General features: G+C 57.7%; 12 protein-coding genes and 1 pseudogene. 4 read left to right on the top strand and 9 right to left on the bottom strand.

All coding sequences use genetic code 11. The annotated features are described in order from the left end of the window. Positions 1-829: 829 nt before the first annotated feature. The 8 genes and pseudogenes from ACP7A4_RS08650 to ACP7A4_RS08685 form a co-directional block, all read right to left on the bottom strand. On the bottom strand, positions 830-1,315 hold the full coding sequence (locus tag ACP7A4_RS08650; RefSeq protein WP_059763071.1) for a GNAT family N-acetyltransferase: 486 nt from the start codon (positions 1,313-1,315) through the stop codon (positions 830-832). Positions 1,316-1,387: 72 nt separating this feature from the next. After that, entirely contained in the window at positions 1,388-1,723 is a 336-nt protein-coding gene (locus ACP7A4_RS08655; RefSeq protein WP_426246408.1) for a hypothetical protein, read from the bottom strand. 122 nt (positions 1,724-1,845) lie between these two features. Beyond that, positions 1,846-5,074, bottom strand: a pseudogene (locus ACP7A4_RS08660) (transporter substrate-binding domain-containing protein). Continuing rightward, entirely contained in the window at positions 5,075-5,701 is a 627-nt protein-coding gene (locus ACP7A4_RS08665) for a response regulator transcription factor (protein ID WP_059763074.1), read from the bottom strand. Positions 5,702-5,989: 288 nt separating this feature from the next. After that, positions 5,990-6,706 (bottom strand): MgtC/SapB family protein, encoded by a 717-nt coding sequence (locus tag ACP7A4_RS08670; protein ID WP_426246410.1) that lies wholly within the window; start codon positions 6,704-6,706, stop codon positions 5,990-5,992. A gap of 72 nt (positions 6,707-6,778) precedes the next feature. Further along, positions 6,779-9,541 carry a magnesium-translocating P-type ATPase gene (gene mgtA, locus ACP7A4_RS08675; RefSeq protein WP_426246412.1) on the bottom strand — a complete coding sequence of 921 codons (2,763 nt, stop codon included), beginning with the start codon at positions 9,539-9,541 and terminating at the stop codon, positions 6,779-6,781. Between the two features lie 711 nt (positions 9,542-10,252). Next, positions 10,253-11,590 carry a lysine N(6)-hydroxylase/L-ornithine N(5)-oxygenase family protein gene (locus ACP7A4_RS08680; RefSeq protein ID WP_426246414.1) on the bottom strand — a complete coding sequence of 446 codons (1,338 nt, stop codon included), beginning with the start codon at positions 11,588-11,590 and terminating at the stop codon, positions 10,253-10,255. 117 nt (positions 11,591-11,707) lie between these two features. Next, positions 11,708-12,190 carry a sigma-70 family RNA polymerase sigma factor gene (locus tag ACP7A4_RS08685; protein WP_173426968.1) on the bottom strand — a complete coding sequence of 161 codons (483 nt, stop codon included), beginning with the start codon at positions 12,188-12,190 and terminating at the stop codon, positions 11,708-11,710. A 310-nt stretch (positions 12,191-12,500) separates the two neighbouring features. On the opposite strand from ACP7A4_RS08685, the gene ACP7A4_RS08690 reads away from it, so the two are divergent. From ACP7A4_RS08690 to ACP7A4_RS08700, 3 genes are read left to right on the top strand one after another with little or no spacing between them, the layout of a single operon-like run. After that, positions 12,501-13,673 carry an efflux RND transporter periplasmic adaptor subunit gene (locus tag ACP7A4_RS08690; RefSeq protein WP_426246416.1) on the top strand — a complete coding sequence of 391 codons (1,173 nt, stop codon included), beginning with the start codon at positions 12,501-12,503 and terminating at the stop codon, positions 13,671-13,673. Further along, positions 13,674-15,641, top strand: a complete 1,968-nt coding sequence (locus tag ACP7A4_RS08695) for a MacB family efflux pump subunit (protein WP_426246418.1) — start codon at positions 13,674-13,676, stop codon at positions 15,639-15,641. A 7-nt stretch (positions 15,642-15,648) separates the two neighbouring features. Continuing rightward, positions 15,649-17,043: an efflux transporter outer membrane subunit gene (locus tag ACP7A4_RS08700; RefSeq protein ID WP_059763079.1), complete on the top strand. Its 1,395-nt coding sequence runs from the start codon at positions 15,649-15,651 to the stop codon at positions 17,041-17,043. 101 nt (positions 17,044-17,144) lie between these two features. Here ACP7A4_RS08700 and ACP7A4_RS08705 read toward each other — a convergent pair whose 3' ends face one another. Next, positions 17,145-18,761 carry a PvdJ/PvdD/PvdP-like protein gene (locus ACP7A4_RS08705; RefSeq protein ID WP_426246420.1) on the bottom strand — a complete coding sequence of 539 codons (1,617 nt, stop codon included), beginning with the start codon at positions 18,759-18,761 and terminating at the stop codon, positions 17,145-17,147. A gap of 226 nt (positions 18,762-18,987) precedes the next feature. Here ACP7A4_RS08705 and dkgB point away from each other — a divergent pair, with 226 nt between their 5' ends. Next, the gene (gene dkgB / locus ACP7A4_RS08710; protein ID WP_059763081.1) at positions 18,988-19,791 is read left to right on the top strand and encodes a 2,5-didehydrogluconate reductase DkgB; all 804 of its coding nucleotides are present in this window, start codon (positions 18,988-18,990) and stop codon (positions 19,789-19,791) included. Positions 19,792-19,797 lie beyond the last annotated feature (6 nt).

Raw genomic sequence — 19,797 nt, forward strand, 5'->3', positions numbered from 1 at the left:
GCTGCCGAGGCACGAGGCTGCGATCGGCCGCGAAGCGGTCGTAAACCCGATCTCCACGTAGTGTCTGACACACCAAGATTGAAGACTTCACGACGACTCTGTCGCCGCGCGTAGCCTCGCGTTACTCGTCAACGCCTACAGGCCTGCATTCATCACCTGTAGTCGCTGCCGAGGCACGAGGCTGCGATCGGACGCGAAGCGGTCGTAAACCAATCACCGCGCAGTATCTGACACACCAAGGTTGAATGCTCCACGACGACTCTGTCGCCGCGCGTTACTCATCAACGCCTACAGGCCTGCATTTATCACTTGTAGTCGCTGCCGAGGCACGAGGCTGCGATCGGACGCGAAGCGGTCGTAAACCCGATCTCCACGTAGTGTCTGACACACCAGGGTTGAAGGCTTTACGACGACTCTGTCGCCGCGCGTAGCCTCGTGTTACTCGTCAACGCCTACAGGTCTGCGTTCATCACTTGTAGTCGCTGCCGAGGCACGAGGCTGCGATCGGCCGCGAAGCGGTCGTAAACCCGATCTCCACGTAGTGTCTGACACACCAAGATTGAAGACTTCACGACGACTCTGTCGCCGCGCGTAGCCTCGTGTTACTCGTCAACGCCTACAGGTCTGCATTCATCACCTGTAGTCGCTGCCGAGGCACGAGGCTGCGATCGGGCGCGAAGCGGTCGTAAAACCAATCCCCGCGCAGTCTCTGACACACCTCGGTTGAAGGCTTCACGACGACTCTGTCGCCGCGCGTAGCCTCGCGTTACTCGTCAACGCCTACAGGCCCTGCGTTTATCACCTGTAACCGCTGCCACCACGACGTGCCTTACAGGTATTTATTCCAGAACAGCATGTGCCCGTAGGCCGGGTCCAGCTGGCCATCGCTGAAACCAAACTTGCGATAGGCACCCTGCGCAACCGGGTTGCCTTCTAGCACTTCAAGGGTGATTTTGCAGCAACCGCGCTCACGGGCGATGTCTTCAACCTTCTCCAACATTTTGTGGCTCAAGCCCAAACCCCGAAACGTATCCACCACCGACACGTCGTGAACGTTAACCAATGGCTTGCCAGCAAACGTAGAAAACCCTTCAAAACAGTTGACCAACCCTGCCGCCACATCATCGACAAACGCGAGCACGCTAAATGCATGCGCACGCTTGGCCAGTTCAGCCGGCAAAGCTTCCAGCACCTGCGCCGAGAGGGCTTCACCGCCCCCCATAGGATCCTTGGCGTAATGATTCAGCACATCCCTGACGGCCTGTGCATGAACGGGGTTTGAATAGTCTGCTTGCACCACAACGATGTCCGACATACCACTTCTCCTCATTGAGACTGCTGATGACAGCCCCGGACATTAACGTGGCCCAGGGCGCGCATTCAAGTCTCAATCAGGTGCCTGAGCAGATACATCGACGGACTTCATCAGCGTCTCGATCTCATCTGCCAGCAGGTCCGTAGGGGTGTAGATGTACACATGCCTGAACTGTGAGTGATCTGTGCGCAATTGCTCCTGATCCAACCCCGCTGCACCTGCCAAGTCTTGACTGATGAGCAATACGTCAAAAGCATCCACCTCTGCATCGCACAGCCCCGATAACTCTTCAACACGCTCCAAGGGTGCAATGCGGTAATAGCCCAAGCCGTTAAGCGCCTTCTCTATCTTTAAAGCCTCTGTTCGCTCGGCATCGGCGATCAAGATTCGTAATGATTTAGTAGGCATTTGAGTTGAACCGTCTTCAAATTATGTTTCATCGAAAATTCAAACAATCCACATCTGTGGACAGCCACACGCCATCGCTAGATAAGTACAAACGTGTGGATTTCAAGAGGCCGCTCACCGCCTCAGGCCCGCAATTCATCGCTGTCGGCGTAGGCCTCAAGCAACTCCTCAAGGCGCTCCATACTCTGGTGGAGTGTATTGACATAGTCAGTCAGCGCTAACGCCGGGGTCGATGCACACGCAACTTCCAATTGTTCACAAGATTCAACCAACACCTGGGCATCAATGAGCATGGCGCCACCTTTGATCCCATGGGCCAGTTCCATGAGGCCTTGACGATCATCGCTGACAAAAAAAGCCAGCAGACGCCCAATATCCTTGCGATTACTACTGGCCAGCTCGTCCAGCATTTTTTTAACCAGCCTTTCATCACCTTGGCTCATCTGCTTGAGATAACTCAGATCCAGCTCTTTAGCCCCCTGTGCAGGCTCATAGATCGGCCTGGCAGGTACTACTCCAGCTAGGCAATCATCCAAATCCTTGAGACTGAGGGGTTTAAACAGGCAGCTGTCCATCCCGGCAGCCAGGCAGCGATCAACTTCTTCGGGTTGAGCGTTAGCCGTAAAGCCAAGAATCAGGCAAGGTTGCGAGCCGAGTAAGCGCTCTTGCTCGCGTATCGAGCGCGTTAATTCGTAGCCATTCATCACCGGCATATTGCAATCGGTGATCACCACATCAAAAGACCTGGCTTGCCAGGCTTGAAGCCCAAGCGCACCATTTTCAACATCCACCACGCTGTGCCCCAGATAGCTCATTTGCTGTACCAGCAGCATGCGATTCGCCGGGTTGTTGTTCAGCCTCAGGTTCTAGCGCCACGTTGATGGTCTCAGGCTCAAGAACAGGCACCTGCACTGCCATCTCGACCTGTGTACCGACACCCTCCACGCTCTCCAGCCGCAAGGTGCCTCCCATCATCTCGCAGAGCGTTCGACAAATGACCAACCCCAGACCAGAGCCACTGCGTGCCGATTGGGTGTTATTGCTGGCCTGGATGAAGGGGCTGAACAAACGCGCCTGATCCTGCTGTGAAATACCCATGCCGGTGTCCTGCACCCGCACGCGCACCGAAAGATGAGTGGGCGCGCGACCTGCACCCACGTGCAACTCAATGCGTACTTCACCCCGATCAGTAAACTTGATCGCATTGCCCACTAAATTGGAAATAATCTGTTTAAAGCGCAAAGGATCAATCAGCACATCTGAGTCAGGCTCCTCAAAGGTCAATGTACTCACCAAACTCAGATGTTTTTGCCGCGCCAGCCCATCAAACATACGCACTACCGATTCGACCAGTGCCTTCAAGTTGGCGCGTTCAGGGCTTAATGAAAGATGCCCGGACTCGATGCGTGCGATGTCCAGAATATCGCCGATCAACTCCAGCAGCTCTCGGGCCGAACCTGAGGCCACCTCAATAGCAAAACGGTCCAGTATCCCTTGGTCGGCTTTTTTCATCGCCAGCTCAAGCATGCCGATCACGGCATTCATGGGTGTCCGAATCTCATGACTCATCGTGGCCAGAAACGTGGTTTTAGCCCGGTTGGCTTCATCTGCACCCAGCTTGGCCACTTGCAGTTGCTCTAACAGCTGCTGGCGTTTACGGATCGCACGGCGCAAATAAGCAATCCAGACCAGCGCGACCAACAGCAAAGCCGCTGCAATCGCAAAGCCTTGCACAATCGCGGCACGGTTACGCAACCAGTAGCTTTCACCGGCTTGCGTGGCGGTGCGCCAGCGATTGGTCAAAGTGCCCATTTCCTCAGGGGTGATGCTGAGCAGAGCTTTATCCAGAATGGCGCTTAATTGAGGGGCGTTATGCGACGTGGCAAAACCAATCTGTGCGGGATGTGACCCCACGGTGCTGGTGATATGCAATTGCTCACTGAAATGGAGCGAGATCATGTAGCGGGCACTCACCAACGCATTGATCGCTGCATCCGCCTTGCCCTGGGCCACCCAACTCATGGCATCCCATGCGTTTTCGGCCTCCAGCAGTTGAACCTGCGGGTAATGTTGCTCCACGTAGTCACGCAGCACATTGCCGCGCACCAACACCACCCGCTGACCCGCCATGTGGTCCAGCGTGACAGGGCTGTCGGTGTTCAATGGCGTTACCAGCACAAAGGGCGTGGTGAGATAGGGTCGAGTGAAACGCAATTGGTGTTCACGCGAGGCGCTGGGGGTGAAGGCCCCCATCATGTCGGCTTTGCCACTCGTGACCAGCGCTGCCAGATCCTCGACTGACTGGGCTTTGACCGCCTCGAATACAAGTCCGGTTCGGGCGCTGATATGGGCCAGCACATCGGCACTGATGCCTTTGAATTCGCCTTGCTCGTCGATGAACGACAGCGGCAGGTATTGATCGTTGATCGCCACTTTAATGCGCGGATGTTGGTTGAGCCATTGCTGCTCACTGTCGCTGAGGTTGAGCCGCCAATGGCTGGTTATTTGGGGCCCTTCCGAGCTCCAGCGGCGCAGGATGGTCATGCGTTCACTGGCAGGAATCACCGCCATCGCCGCATTCACCACGCGCAGTAACCGGGTGTCGGTGCGCCGTAAAGCAAAGGAAAAGGGCGTCACCTCCAGGCGTGAAAAATCCGCCACCTGCACATTGTTCAAGTAGTTTTTGTTGATCAGGTAATTGGCGCTGATGAAATCACCCAAATACACATCGGCCTGACCAAACGCCACGGCACCGATCGCCGTCAGGGTGGAGGGATACAGTTGCAATGTGGCCTGGGGGTAAAACGCCCTGACTTTGTCTGGCGGCAAATAGTGATCCAGTAACGCCACACGCTTGCCCGCCAGATCAAACGGCAAGTTGTTGCGGTTACTGGTGCGGGTAACCAGCGTCGGGGAGTCTTCGGCGTAAGCCCGGGTTAACTTCAGCTCTGGGTCCTGCGTTTCAAAGTCGTTGGCGCTGCCCAGTAAATCCACCTCGCCCTGTTTGAGCGCCGCCATGGCCGCGGGTCTTGAAGGGTAGCGTTTGACCTCGACGGTAACGTTCAGTAACTCCGAAACAAGCTCGGCATAGTCCGCCGTCAAACCTTCAAAATACTGCCCGTCCGCCGTCACATCGAAGGGGGCGTAATCGGGCGCAGAGACGCCTAAGCGCAACGTACCTTTTTTGCTCAGCCATTGTTTGTCCGCGGGTTCAAGCACCACGCTGTACTCTTCAACGTTGGAGCGGCCTAGCAATTGCAGGGTCTGAACCGATGCCTGCGCCGCGACGCTTGACCAGCACACGCTCATCAAGCACAGCCCCATCACACACTGGCGTACAAACACGTTCATTTAGAGCAGGCCATTACGCTTGGCAAACTCGGCCAAGAACACCACAGAGTCAATTTTCAACTTTTCCTTCAAACGGGTCTTATACGTACTGATGGTTTTACTGCTCAAAATCATGTCTTGGGCAATTTGTTTATTACTTAAGCCCCGCGCCAGGTGCAGCAAAATAGTGAGCTCACGCCCGGACAAACCTTCAATCAACGCCTGCTCACTCAAGCTCCCATCACTGTTGCGAACAGAACTGCTACCCACACTCGGAAAGAAGCTATAACCATCCATCACGAGTTTGACACCACGCAAAACGTCTTCCATGCCCTTGGTCTTGGTAATAAAACCATTGGCACCGGCACGCATGCATTGCTGCGAGAAATGCGAATCCTGATAAGAAGTCAGCACCAAAACCCGAACTTTGGGGTAGGAGGGTTTTATTCGGTTAAGAACATCCAGTCCGCCGACACCCGGCAGACCAATGTCCAGAATCACGAGGTCTACCGGGTGATCGCGAATAAATTGAATGGCTTCGCTACCCGTGCTGACGTCTCCTACCACCTCATAGTTTTGTGCCGTCAGTTCTAGCTTCATCACAGAGCGGATCAAAGGATGATCATCGACAATCAAAACTTTATACATAGGCACCTCAGTCCATTGCATCAACGCCGGTGCACACTTCGTGCTAAACACCGTTTTGAATAGATGCGTTTTTTCAGCAATCCAAAAAGACAGATTTATTGAGACATGAATGAAGTATAGGAAAATTCCCACGAATTTCTTTCAAATATCCGAAACAAATAAAGCTCTCCTCTGAAGACCACGTGAAACTCAGCCGGGGATAATCGCCAATTAAGCACTAGCAGCATGAAGGGTAATTGCGACTACGCGTGTAGGGTATTTCTCAAGCTGGCCACTCCGACACCGGCATTATTCCGTGGTGCTCGGGCTCCAAAAGGCTTGAACCACCAACGTTGAGGTCGAGATACGGGCAATCAACGCATCCAGCTCATCCCCGTCAACAGAGGTTGCAACCAGCGTGCCTTCAATTTCGACTTCATCCTGGCCAAAGGCATGCACATCCAAATCCCGAGCCGGGTAATTGCTGCGTTCCAACTCTGCTTCGAGCAAGGCCAGCACGGCCTTTTGCTGATGACGTCGCGCAATCACGTACACCATGTAGGTCACTTCGGACGAAATCACGTCCAGTGGCTGACGGTTAATATTGTTGACGATAGGACGCAGCAAAGTGTTGGCCGCCAAAACGAATAACGTACCCAGCAACGCCTCCAGAATCAGGTCTGCACCGGCACAGGCGCCAACAGCCGCTGAGGCCCATAACGTGGCTGCCGTGTTGAGACCGCGCACATTGCCTTCTTCGCGCATGATCACCCCGGCCCCCAAAAAACCTATACCTGAGACCACATACGCCACCACTCGCACCGCACCTTCAGCGCCGCCCAGGCGGTTGGCCATGTCGACAAAAATCGCCGCGCCCACCGCCACCAGCACATTGGTGCGTAACCCGGCGGTACGTTGGCGATACTGGCGCTCGAAACCGATCAAGCCGCCAAGGATAAAGGCCGCACTGAGGCTGACCAGTGTGTCGACCAGCGAGATGAGGTTGATATTGTTGAGTGCTTGCATGATTTCATCCCTGACTCGATCACTATGCGCAGTCGCTGACGCCCTTGGCGCCAGCGACCCCAGACGCCTGCTTTACTGCCAGCCAAACTTACGAATGTAGAAGCCTTTGACCGCTTGGGTCAGGGCCATGTACGCCAGCAAGATCATCGGCAAAAACACGAAGTACAGCGGTGGCAACGCCTCCAGTTTAAAGTAGCTGGCCAATGGCCCCATCGGCAGAAAAATACCTACTGCCATAATCACGCCCGTCATCACCATCAATGGCATCGCCGCGCGGCTTTGCAGGAAGGGAATTTTAGGCGTACGGATCATGTGCACAATTAGGGTTTGCGTCAGCAGGCCGACCACGAACCAACCTGACTGGAACAGGGTTTGATGCTCAGGCGTATTGGCCTGGAACACGTACCACATCAGGCCAAACGTCAAAATATCGAAAATCGAACTGATCGGGCCAAAGAACAACATGAAGCGCCCCACTTCAGCAGGCTGCCAGCGCTGTGGCTTTTTCAGCATGTCTTCATCGACGTTATCGAACGGGATGGCAATCTGCGACACATCGTAGAGCAGGTTTTGTACAAGCAGGTGCATCGGCAGCATTGGCAAAAACGGAATGAACGCACTGGCCACCAACACCGAGAACACGTTGCCGAAGTTCGAACTGGCGGTCATTTTGATGTACTTGAGCATGTTGGCGAAGGTGCGACGTCCTTCAAGCACGCCCTCCTCCAACACCATCAGGCTTTTTTCCAGCAAGATGATGTCCGCCGCTTCCTTGGCGATGTCCACTGCACTGTCCACCGAAATACCAATGTCCGCGGTGCGCAGGGCGGGCGCATCGTTGATCCCGTCGCCCATGAAGCCAACCACATGGCCATTGGCTTTGAGCAAGCGCACGATGCGTTCTTTGTGCGAGGGTGTGAGCTTGGCGAACACATTGGTGGTTTCCACTGCCACCGCCAGCTCAGCATCGCTCATGCGTTCAATGTCATTGCCCATCAGCAGCCCCTGCTGATCCAGGCCCACTTCGCGGCAAATTTTCGCCGTTACCAACTCGTTATCACCCGTCAGCACTTTGACCGCGATCCCGTGCTCAGCCAATGCCTTGAGTGCGGGCGCCGTGCTTTCTTTGGGCGGATCAAGAAACGCCACGTAACCGATCAGCGTCAGTTGCTGTTCATCCGCCAGGCTGTAAGTGTCACGCCCTGGCGCCATGGAACGCGCCGCGACACCCACAACACGCAAGCCTTCTTCGTTGAACGCTGCGGTAACGCTACGAATCCGCGCCAACAGCTCATCCGTCAGCGCTTCTTCAGACTCGCCATGACGCACGCTGTTGCACACCGACAACACCTCTTCGACAGCGCCTTTGCATATCAATACGTGAGGCTGGTCCTGCTCGGCCACCACCACTGACATCCGGCGACGGGTGAAGTCGAAAGGAATTTCGTCAACCTTGTTGAACGCTGTGCCCACGTTCAATTCACGGTGAACCTCAACGTGCTCCAGCACGGCCACGTCCAGCAGGTTTTTCAAACCGGTCTGGTAGTAGCTATTGAGATAAGCCATTTCCAGCACGTCGTCAGACTCTTGCCCCCATACGTCCACGTGCCGGGCGAGGAAGATTTTATCCTGGGTCAGCGTGCCGGTTTTATCGGTGCACAGCACATCCATCGCGCCAAAGTTCTGGATCGCGTCCAGCCGTTTGACGATGACTTTTTTACGCGACAGAAATACGGCGCCTTTGGCCAGGGTCGAGGTCACGATCATAGGCAGCATTTCGGGGGTCAGGCCCACCGCCACCGACAGCGCGAACAGCAGTGCTTCTGTCCAGTCGCCCTTGGTAAAGCCGTTGATGAACAGCACCAGCGGCGCCATTACAAACATAAAACGGATCAACAACCAGCTGACTTTGTTAACCCCGGTCTGGAACGAAGTCGGCCCGCGGTCGGTCGCCCCGACTCGTTGCGCCAATGCCCCGAAGTAGGTGTTGTTACCCGTGGTGAGAACCACTGCCGTGGCTGCCCCGGACACCACGTTGGTGCCCATGAACACAATATTGTCCAGCTCCAGCGGGTTGCTGGTGTCGCGGTCAGTCTGGTGCGCAAATTTTTCCACGGGCATCGATTCGCCCGTCATCGCTGCCTGGCTGACGAACAGGTCCTTGGCACTGAGTACCCGGCAATCGGCAGGAATCATGTCACCGGCAGACAGCACAATCAGATCACCCGGCACCAATTGCTTGATCGCCAGCTCGATGCGCTGCGCGCCTTTGATGTTCAGCGACGCGCCATAGAACTTGCCAAACATTGGCGCGGCATCGGCACTGAAATCGCGACGCATCACCGTGGCCGTGTTGCTGACCATCGCCTTAAGCGCATCTGCTGCTTTATTCGACTTGGCTTCCTGCCAAAAACGCAGCACGGTGGACAACACCACCATGGTGCCAATCACTACCGCGGCCTGAATGTCATCGGTGGCCAACGACACGGCCGTCAGCAAGGTCAACAGCAAGTTGAAGGGGTTTTTGTAGCAGTGCCACAGGTGCACCCAGCGGCTCAGAGGCTGTTCGTGCTCGACCTCGTTAAGCCCATGCTGCTGACGCAGCGCTTGCGCTTCAACTTCACTCAGGCCATCGGTGTGGGTGCCCAGCGTGTCGATCAGTACCGCGCTGTCACTGTTGGCCGCAGCGACCAGGGTTTGCGCCAATGTCGCGGGAACTTCGCGGCTGACCGTGGTATGGCTCAGGCCATCCAGAACGGCCAGACGACGAAAGTGCCGCCCGATGTGACGCGTGCGCAGAAAACCTGCGAAGAATTCTTTCAGGGTGAGTTTCATGGTGCTACTCCTGCGCCGCCTGCGCTCACCCCCAGCGGGGGCTTACCCAGACGGCCTTAATCTCGAACCGTCATTCATGGTGTTACAACCCGGATACAGGCCAAATGCCTGTGCTTTTTAGTGGGGCAGTCGTACGCAGCCCGGCAAGGCAGGCCGATGACGACGACGGTGGATGCGTCTGAAAATGTTGCCCATGGTGATTCCCCTAACACGTGGTGTCAGCGGTGTTGCGCAGCAGGTACAGACGAGCGCAAGCCGTGCGCCATAAAGGCGGGGCATGAACCTGCGCCCTGATGCGATCCGCAGCCGTAGAGGCTGTGATCACACAGGTTTCAGTGTCGAAGAGAAGGTTTCGAGGTTCAGGTCACTACTGACCCGATCAAGACACCGTTTCTCGCTGATCAGCAAGAAACGGCAGGGGAATCTGCGCGTTAGCTTGCCGAGGTGATGCCGGTCTTTAACACCGGCCGACTACTGTCACTCGAACTGGTACCCACTGAGGGACTCCGCTATTGATGAAAACGCCGGCAGCTTACGCCCGACGTTTTAGAGAGTAAACCGTAGGAAGGCTTTTACTTGATGAATCAGAATATTCTTAAGGCAGGGTTCAGAAACCAAAAAGCGCTTACTTGAATATCAAGCAAGCGCTTTGGGGATACCGTGAGTCGCAGGCCAACACGCGGCCATTGTGGGTGCGCGACAGGCTCCGTCTTAGACGGCGGTGGCCAGCAATTGCTCCGCGTTGATGTGGCCCTTGGTGCGGTTTTTATCGTGGGTGTACAGCGACGCGCAAATTTCCTCGGCACGGATCGGCAGCACCGACAGCAACGTGTCGCTCAGGCCGTGGCTGGCCTGGCAAAAGCCCTGCATATAGATGCCCGCCTTGCAGCGCGCGTCGGTGGCGATGCGGTAATCGCGGCCCACTTCAAAGTCGCCCAGGTACTCGGCCAAAGGTGCCAGCAGATGACGATGCATCTGGCGCTCGTAGCCCGTGGCCAGAATCACCGCATCGTAATGCTGCTCGTTAAGCTCACCGCTGGCGGTGTTGCGCAGCGCCAGCTTGATGCCCTGCGCGTCAGCCACCGCGTTTTCAATGCTGGTCAGGCTGCGGAACGCGTGACGGGCAATGCCCGAGACTTTCTGACGATAGAAAATCCCGTAAATACGTTCGATCAGGTCAATGTCGACCACTGAATAGTTGGTGCTCTGGTACTCATTGATCAGCCGTTCGCGCTCGGCGGTGTTTTGCTGGTACACCAGGTCGGTGAACTCCGGCGAAAACACTTCGTTAACGAAGGGGCTGTCATCGGCCGGTTTAAGCGCCGAGCCGCGCAGGATCAAGTCCACTTGCGCCGACGGAAAGCTGTCATTCAAGTCAATGAAGGCTTCGGCGGCACTCTGACCGCCGCCAATGATCGCGATGCGCATTGGCTTACCGTTCACACACGGCTGTTTGGCCATACGTTCCAGGTACTGCGAGTGGTGGAATACCCGGCTGTCATCTTTGAGCGCTTTGAAGGCCTCTGGAATTCGCGGTGTGCCACCTGCACTCACCACCACCGAGCGTGTCGTGCGCACGTGTTGTTGGCCCAGAGCATCACGCGAGATCACGCGCAGCGCTTCAACTTGCTGCTGATGCAGCACCGGCTCGATGGCCAGCACTTCTTCGCCGTAACGGCTTTGCGCTTCGAAGTGCGACGCCACCCAGCGCAGGTAATCGTTGAACTCCATGCGGCACGGGTAAAAAGTGCCCAGGTTGATGAAGTCCACCAGACGCCCGTGCGCCTTGAGGTAATTGACGAAAGAATACGGGCTGGTCGGATTGCGCAACGTCACCAGGTCTTTGAGGAACGAGATTTGCAGTTCGCTCTGGGTCACCAGCGTGTTGCCGTGCCAACGGTAGTCGGCCTGTTTGTCCAGAAACAGCACGTCCAGCGGACCTTGCACCTGCCCGCGTTCTTCCAGGGCGATGGCCAAGGCCAGATTGGAAGGCCCGAAACCGATGCCGATCAGATCATGAACGACGGCCGAAGCGATTGCCTGTGTCATTTCCAGTGTCCTCTGGATTACCCCTCAACAGAGGGAAGAAAAAGCCCATGACCTGATTGCTCTGTGGCAGAACAGCAGGTCGTCTGTTGAGTAGGAACGAGGCTACAGAAATAAAATTTAGGCGTTATCCCACTGCCGAATACGAAACCGGCAATGCTTCATGGCATTCACTATGTGCTTCTCCACCACACTGCGTGACACACCGAGGCGTTCGGCAATCTCGGGGTGGGACAGACCCTCAAGCTTGCGCAACAAAAAACTGTCACGGCAGGCTTCAGGTAGCTCGCTCAACGCACGCTGCACCATCTCCAGGCGTTGACCGTGGTCCATGGTGGCTTGGGGAGAGGGGCAGAAAAACCGCTCATCGGTGTCCAGCACCTCCAAGGGTTCGACCTGACGCAAGGTATTGCGCCGATGACCGTCGATCACCAGATTGAGCGCCGTGCGGTACAAGAACGCCCGTGGCTGCTCAATCGGCTCATCACTGGAACGTTCCAGCACCCGCACATACGCGTCATGCACCACATCTTCAGCGGCCTGAGCATTGCCCATGCGGGCACTCAAAAAGCTCACCAATTCACGATAGTAGTTTTCCAACATGACTCCTGACCGCAGCGGGCGCGGTAACTTTCCATGAGCGCAGAAACATGGCCGTATGACATAGCGGCATGATGATGGCACTTTTGCAGACGTAATTTATAGTAATTCTCATATAGATTTAAAGCCCGACCGTTCAAACTCACAGGAAATATTCAGTAACAGCCCGCCCTGCACAGCCTTAAATTGCGCGCCTGAGCGTTCGTTTACTCAACAGCTCCCCGTGTCTGTCGCCTCGCCGACAGCGTTAGCTGTTGGGCATTTCGGCTCAATGACATGACGACGGGCCGAATCTCATTGGCCGGAACCCTGCATGAAACGCCCCCGACAGACCCGCCGCGCACTGCTGATTACTCTCTCTTTACTGCTGGTTGCCGCCCTCGTTGCGTGGCCTTTTCTCACGCCCGGTCGGGACGCGTATGACACCGTCCCCGTCACCCGTGGCGACATCGAAAACAGCGTCACGGCCCTCGGCACATTACAACCGCGCCAATATGTCGATGTGGGTGCACAGGCTTCGGGGCAAATTCACAAGATCCATGTCGAGGTCGGTAACGAGGTCAAAGAAGGCCAATTGCTGGTCGAGATAGACCCCTCCACGCAAACGGCCAAGCTCGACGCCAGCCGGTTTGCCATTGAAAACCTCAAGGCCCAACTGCAAGAACAGCGCGCCCTGCACGACCTGGCCAAACAGAAATACCGCCGCCAGCAACACCTGGCCCAAGGCGGCGCCACCCGCGAGGAAGACGTGCAAAGCGCACAGGCCGAGGTCCGCACCACCCAGGCCCGCACCCAGATGTTCCAGGCCCAGATTCGCCAGGCACAGGCCAGCTTGCGCAGCGATGAAGCGGAGCTGGGTTACACGCGCATTTTTGCGCCGATGGCCGGCACCGTGGTGGCGATTGACGCCCGCGAAGGCCAAACCCTCAACGCGCAACAACAAACACCGTTGATTTTGCGCATTGCCAAACTGTCTCCAATGACAGTCTGGGCCGAGGTCTCGGAAGCCGACATCGGCCACGTCAAACCCGGCATGCAGGCTTACTTCACCACCTTGAGTGGTGGCAACCGGCGCTGGAACAGCACCGTGCGGCAAATTCTGCCGGTGCCCCCCAAGCCCCTGAACGAGGCCAGCCAGGGCGGCGGCAGCCCCGCCAGCTCAGGCAAAAGCGGTAGCGCGCGGGTGGTGCTGTACACCGTATTGCTGGACGTCGACAACACCGATCAGGCGCTGATGCCCGAAATGACCACCCAGGTTTTCTTCGTTGCCGATCAGGCCAAAGACGTGCTGCTGGCACCTATTGTGGCCCTGCAAGGCAGTACCGACAGCGATCGCCAGACGGCGCACATCGTCGCCAAAAACGGCAAAGTCGAAGCCCGCGACATTCGCACCGGCATCAGTGATCGCCTGCGCGTGCAAATCCTCGAAGGGCTGAGCGAAGGTGATCACCTGCTGATCGGCCCAGCCACCGGCAACGGAGGCTAAATGGCCACTCCCCTGATTGACCTGCGCGACATCCGCAAGGTCTATGGCGGCATCGACACCCCCGAAGTCCACGTACTCAAAGGTGTCAGCCTGTCGATTCACGCGGGCGAGTTCGTGGCCATTGTCGGCGCCTCGGGCTCGGGCAAATCGACGCTGATGAACATCCTCGGCTGCCTCGACCGCCCCACGTCAGGACGCTATCTGTTTGCCGGTGAAGACGTGGCCCGGCTGGACTGCGACGAACTGGCCTGGCTGCGCCGCGAAGCCTTTGGTTTTGTGTTTCAGGGCTACCACCTGATCCCGTCGGCCTCAGCCCAGGAAAACGTCGAAATGCCGGCCATTTATGCCGGTATGCCCGCCGCCGAGCGGCACGCACGCGCGGCTGCCCTGCTCGACCGACTGGGCCTGGCCGAGCGCACGGCCAATCGCCCGCACCAACTGTCTGGCGGCCAACAACAACGCGTGTCCATTGCGCGCGCCTTGATGAACGGCGGGCACATCATCCTGGCCGACGAACCCACCGGCGCCCTGGACAGCCACAGCGGCGCCGAAGTCATGACCCTGCTCGATGAACTGGCCAGCCAGGGCCATGTGGTGATCCTGATTACCCACGACCGCGAAGTGGCGGCACGGGCCAAGCGCATCATCGAAGTGCGCGACGGCGAGGTCATCAGTGACACTGCCAACGGCGCACCCGCCTCCAGCGACAACCCCAAAGCGTTACAGGCCATCGATTTGCGCCAACGCCTGAACGAAGGCAGCGAGGCCAGGGGCGCCTGGAAAGGCGAGCTGGTAGACGCCGTGCACGCGGCCTGGCGGGTGATGTGGATCAATCGCTTTCGCACCGCCCTGACCTTGCTCGGCATTGTCATTGGCGTGGCCTCGGTGGTGGTGATGCTGGCCGTGGGCGAAGGCAGCAAACGCCAGGTGATGGCCGAAATGGGCGCCTTTGGCTCCAACATCATTTACCTCAGCGGCATGTCGCCCCGTCCCAGAGCACCGCTGGGCATTGTCACCCTCAGCGACGTGGCGGCGCTGTCGACCCTGCCGCAAGTGAAAATGATCATGCCGATCAATGGCGCCGAGATCGGCGTGCGCTTCGGCAACGAAGATCACACCATGTACACCGGCGGTAACGGCATCGACTTTTCGGCGATCTTCAACTGGCCCGTGGTGCAAGGCAGTTTCTTCTCCCAGGCCGATGAAGACGCCGCCGCCGCTGTCGCGGTGATCGGTAAAAAAGTCCGCGAGAAAGTGCTCAAAAACGTACCCAACCCAATTGGCCAGTACATCCTGCTGGAGAACGTGCCCTTTCGCGTAGTCGGCGTGCTGGCCGAGAAAGGTGCCAGCTCCGGCGACTCCGACAGTGACACGCGCATCGTGGTGCCCTACTCCTCGGCGAGCGTGCGCCTGTTTGGCACCCATAACCCGGAATACGTGGTGATTGCCGCAGCCGATGCCAGCAAGGTCAATCAAACCGAAAAAGCCATTGAGCAACTGATGCTCAAACTGCACCACGGCAAACGTGATTTCGAAATCACCAACAACGCCGCGATGATCCAGGCCGAAGCCAAAACCCGCAACACCCTCTCGCTGATGCTCGGCTCAATTGCCGCCATCTCATTGTTGGTGGGCGGTATCGGGGTGATGAACATCATGCTCATGACGGTGCGCGAACGTACCCGTGAAATCGGTATTCGCATGGCCACCGGCGCGCGCCAGCGCGACATTCTGCGTCAATTCCTCACTGAGGCCCTGATGCTGTCGGTGGTGGGCGGCGCGGCGGGCATCGGCCTGGCATTCATCGTGGGCGCCGTACTTTACCTGTGCGACGTTGCCGTAGCGTTTTCGTTGGTTGCCGTCCTGGGCGCCTTCGGTTGCGCACTGGTGACTGGCGTCATTTTCGGCTTTATGCCGGCCCGCAAAGCTGCCCGGCTCGACCCGGTCACGGCCCTTACCAGTGAATAAACGATTGATGAAGCCGTCTTTGAGCCTGCTGTCCGCCTGCCTGTTGCTGGGTGCCTGCAGCCAAAATACCCCGCGCGACGATCACGACGTCCTGACACCCGCCACCTGGCAGTCAGCCCACACGCTCGCCAACCCGCTGACCCAGCAACAATGGTGGCAACAATTTGGCAGCCCCGAACTGGACCGCCTGATTGCCCAGGCTCAGGTGGGCAGTTATGACCTGGCGGGCGCCGTCGCACGGGTACGACAAGCTCAAGCCAGCGCCGTGATCGCCGGGGCCCCCTTGCTGCCCGAAATAAAACTGGGCGGCAGCGGCAATCGCGAAAAGCTGTTGCGCGGCAAGGGCTACAGCCAACTGGACGCCACAGACAACAAAAAGGCCGTCGATTACTTTGACGCCCGCTTGACTGCCAGCTATGAAGTCGATTTTTGGGGAGGCAAAGCGGCAGCGCGTGACAGCGCGCTACAGGCACTCCAAGCCTCCGAATTTGATCGCGCCACGGTTGAGCTGACCTTGCTCAGCGGCGTTGCCAACAGTTACGTGCAAACGCTGGCGCTCGACGAGCAGTCACGCATTGCCCGACTTAACCTGAACAATGCACAACGTGTGCTTGGCGTGGTGCAAACGCGCTATGACGCCGGCTCCGCGACAGCACTGGAGCTGGCCCAGCAAAAAAGCCTGGTCGCCAGTCAGCAACGTCAGCTGCCGCTCATTGAGCAACAGGCGCAAGAGGCCCGCATCACCCTCGCGGTGCTAATGGGTAAGCCTGTGCAACAACTCACTATCGGCGACACCGCGTTCGCCCAACTGCACTGGCCGAGCATCGGCAGCGGGTTACCCAGTGAACTGCTAACCCGGCGCCCCGACATCGCCAGCGCCGAAGCCAAACTGGCGGCCGCCCGCGCGGATGTCATTGTGGCCCGCGCCGCCCTGTTGCCGGGCCTGACACTGGGGGCCAGCCTCGGCTCGGGGGCCGACCGTCTGAGCGATGTGCTGCGCAGCCCGTTTTACAACCTGACGGCAGGGCTGACCGCCCCGATCTTCAACAACGGGCGCCTGAGTGCCGAACGCGACAAAGCCAGTGCTCGCCAACAGGAACTGCTGCAAACCTACCGGGCAAGCATCATCAGCGCCTTCGCCGACGTTGAAAAAGCCCTCAACAGCGCCAACGGTCTGGACCAGCAGCGTCAGTGGCAAGACGAAGAGCTTAAACAGGCACAGCAAGCCTTCGACATTGCTGAAAACCGCTACAAGGCCGGGGCTGAAATGCTGCTGACCGTTCTGCAAACACAAAACACGCTGTATCAGGCCCAGGACCAACAGGTGCAACTGCGCATGGCCCGGTTGCAGGCCAGCATCGCACTGTACAAGGCACTAGGCGGCGGTTGGCAAGCGATGTGATTGAGCACCCGGTTCACGTTGGCGCATGCCAATCCAGCGCCAACACTCCCGGCGTGCTTGCTGCGTTTTATCGTTACGCCTACCCAGGTGGGTAAACGCAGCTACGCCTTGACCGACAAGTGCCGCGCATACCAAGGACGTCGCGGGACTTTACGGAACAGACTGGCAAGGGTCTTTTCATCGCCAAAAGTGATCCGCAATGCCAGCTTCATGGTTTCAGGGTCCATTTCAACCGTTTTGCCCATCGCCAGCCCCGGCGTCGTGCTGCACCCATGCGTTATCGGCCCAAGCCAGGGATCATCCACTTCCACCCAGCGCCCCGGTGCAAACCAGGGCACGCCGTTGACTTCCTGACGCGTCAACTCGCCGGGATGAAAGCGCTGGTGAGCAGCAAACCAGTCCTCAAGGCGGTCATCGATCCAGCCGTGGAAACTCCAGAACACCGGGTTTACATGCGACGAAAACGGGTCGCCAAGAAAGTCGTTTTCAGGCACATACCAACGCGCCGAAAAATCGGCCGGATCTCGCGCAAAAGGCACCGGGGCGCCATTGGATGGATCGCGCGGCACCGAGGCCCAGCGCATGTGCAGCCAGTCGTGCAAGCCTAGCTCCACCTCCGACCCAAACTGGCCCAGGGTCAATGTCGACAGGTAACGCGGGTCGCGATAGCGCGACTCCCACACCTCGAAGTTGCTGTGAAAGGTTTCGGGCTGTTTGATATCACTCAGCCATTGGGTATAGACCGCGTCACCTTCCGCCAGCCAGGTCGGCGGCAAGGCACTGCCGTCATGGTTATCAAAGTAACGGGCAAAGCCCGCCCGGTCGCGTACCAGCTCTGGCTGCGGTAACGGAAAGGCCAGCCACGAAGGCAGGTCTTGCATGGAACGCGCCGTGCGCAGCATGTGCCGGTGCATAAAAAAGAAGTCCACCCCCGAACCATTGCGGTCTTTACGCGGCCCCCGGGCGTCCCGCTCCTTGTCACGCTGACCGGGTTGCCAGCCGATACCGCGCAGGGCATTGCGCTTGTCCTCCGTCAGTTCATGCCAGGTATCGCGCGAAGCGTGCCAGAGCTGGTGAAACAAACGGTGCTCGGGCGACACCAGCCAGGCCAACAAAGCAGGATTCAGGCCATTGCGCTCGCGCGCTTCGGGAAACGTATGCTTGACGGCCACAAAACGGTTATCCAGCTCGGGCCATGCCAGCGCACGATCCAGGCGCTGCACCCGACCACTCAACGTGCCACTGCCCGCGTTGCCATACAGGCCCCACACTTCATCAAGACTGAAACTGAATTCGTAATCCGGCTGGCCCTGAGGCGCGTCACTGCGCGTAAGACGCCAATGCATCAGCTTGGCGTCGGGTTCGACCAGATCACCCAAGATGCGGTAACGCGGCGTCTGCGCGCTATGCAAGACCTGCGCGGTGTCCAGAAAGCCACGCACCCCACGGCCACGCGGGGCAATATCCAGCCACACTTGCAGGTCATCCGCAGGCAAGCCTTCAAGCCCTGCGTCGCGACCATCGAAACGGATTGTCCACACACCCCGCAGTTGATCCGCCAGTTGTTGCCCGGCGGTGTCCGCCAGGTCGACCGTCGCCTCGCCGGGCGTGATCGGGTCATCCACCCGCGTCAACTCGCGATGCCCATAGTACGCTGCTGGCGCCACTGCGCCGGTGATCGCTAAACCCGCGATGAACCCTCGTCGAGAAATCGTCATTGCCCTACCTGTCCCAGCCTGAATGCAGGCGTATCCAAGCTAGAACGTTTGTTGCGCGCTCAAATTTAGCCCCGCAGCCACAGCCAGATTTCAGGAACTCTCCCCTCCAGCTGAACTCAGTGATTCATGACCTGTGGTCAAGAGTGCTTTGTCTGATGCCGGGTTTTTCCCACGTATCTGACCGAGGATACTCAGCCTCATTCTTACGACACCCAAGGAGTTATCCATGACAGTTCCAGCATTCGGCCTCGGTACATTTCGACTAAAAGGCCAAGTGGTGATCGACTCGGTAAAAAACGCCCTTGAACTGGGTTACCGCGCCGTGGATACCGCACAGATTTATGAGAACGAAGCCGACGTGGGCCAGGCCATTGCCGAGAGCGGCGTGGCCCGTGATCAGCTGTACATCACCAGCAAGATCTGGATCAGCCACTTCAGCAAGGACGCGTTGATCCCCAGCCTCAAGGACAGCCTGAAAAAACTGCGCACCGAGCATTTGGACCTGACCTTGATTCACTGGCCATCGCCCAACAACGCAGTGCCCGTTGCCGAGTTTATGGGGGCGTTGCTGGAAGCCAAGCAACAGGGCCTGACCCGAGCAATCGGTGTGTCCAACTTCACCATCGCGCTGATGAAAGAAGCCATTGCCGCGGTGGGTGCCGAAAACATTGCCACCAACCAGATTGAGCTGCACCCGTACCTGCAAAACCGCAAGGTGGCCGAGTTTGCCAAAAGCCAGGGCATTCATATCACCTCGTACATGACGTTGGCCTACGGCGAAGTGCTCAAAGATCCGGTCATCAATGCCATTGCCAAGCGTCACAACGCAACGCCAGCACAGGTCACACTGGCGTGGGCCATGCAACTGGGCTACTCGGTGATTCCGTCCTCTACCCAGCGGGCAAACCTTGAAAGCAACCTCAAGGCGTGCGAACTGCGCTTGACTGAGCAAGACATGCAGCAGATTGCAGCCCTGGACCGCGGGCATCGCCTGACCGATCCGCAAAGCGTAGCGCCTGCGTGGGATTAAACAGAC

The organism is Pseudomonas sp. TWR3-1-1, assembly GCF_049896545.1.
Lineage (GTDB): Bacteria > Pseudomonadota > Gammaproteobacteria > Pseudomonadales > Pseudomonadaceae > Aquipseudomonas > Aquipseudomonas weihenstephanensis.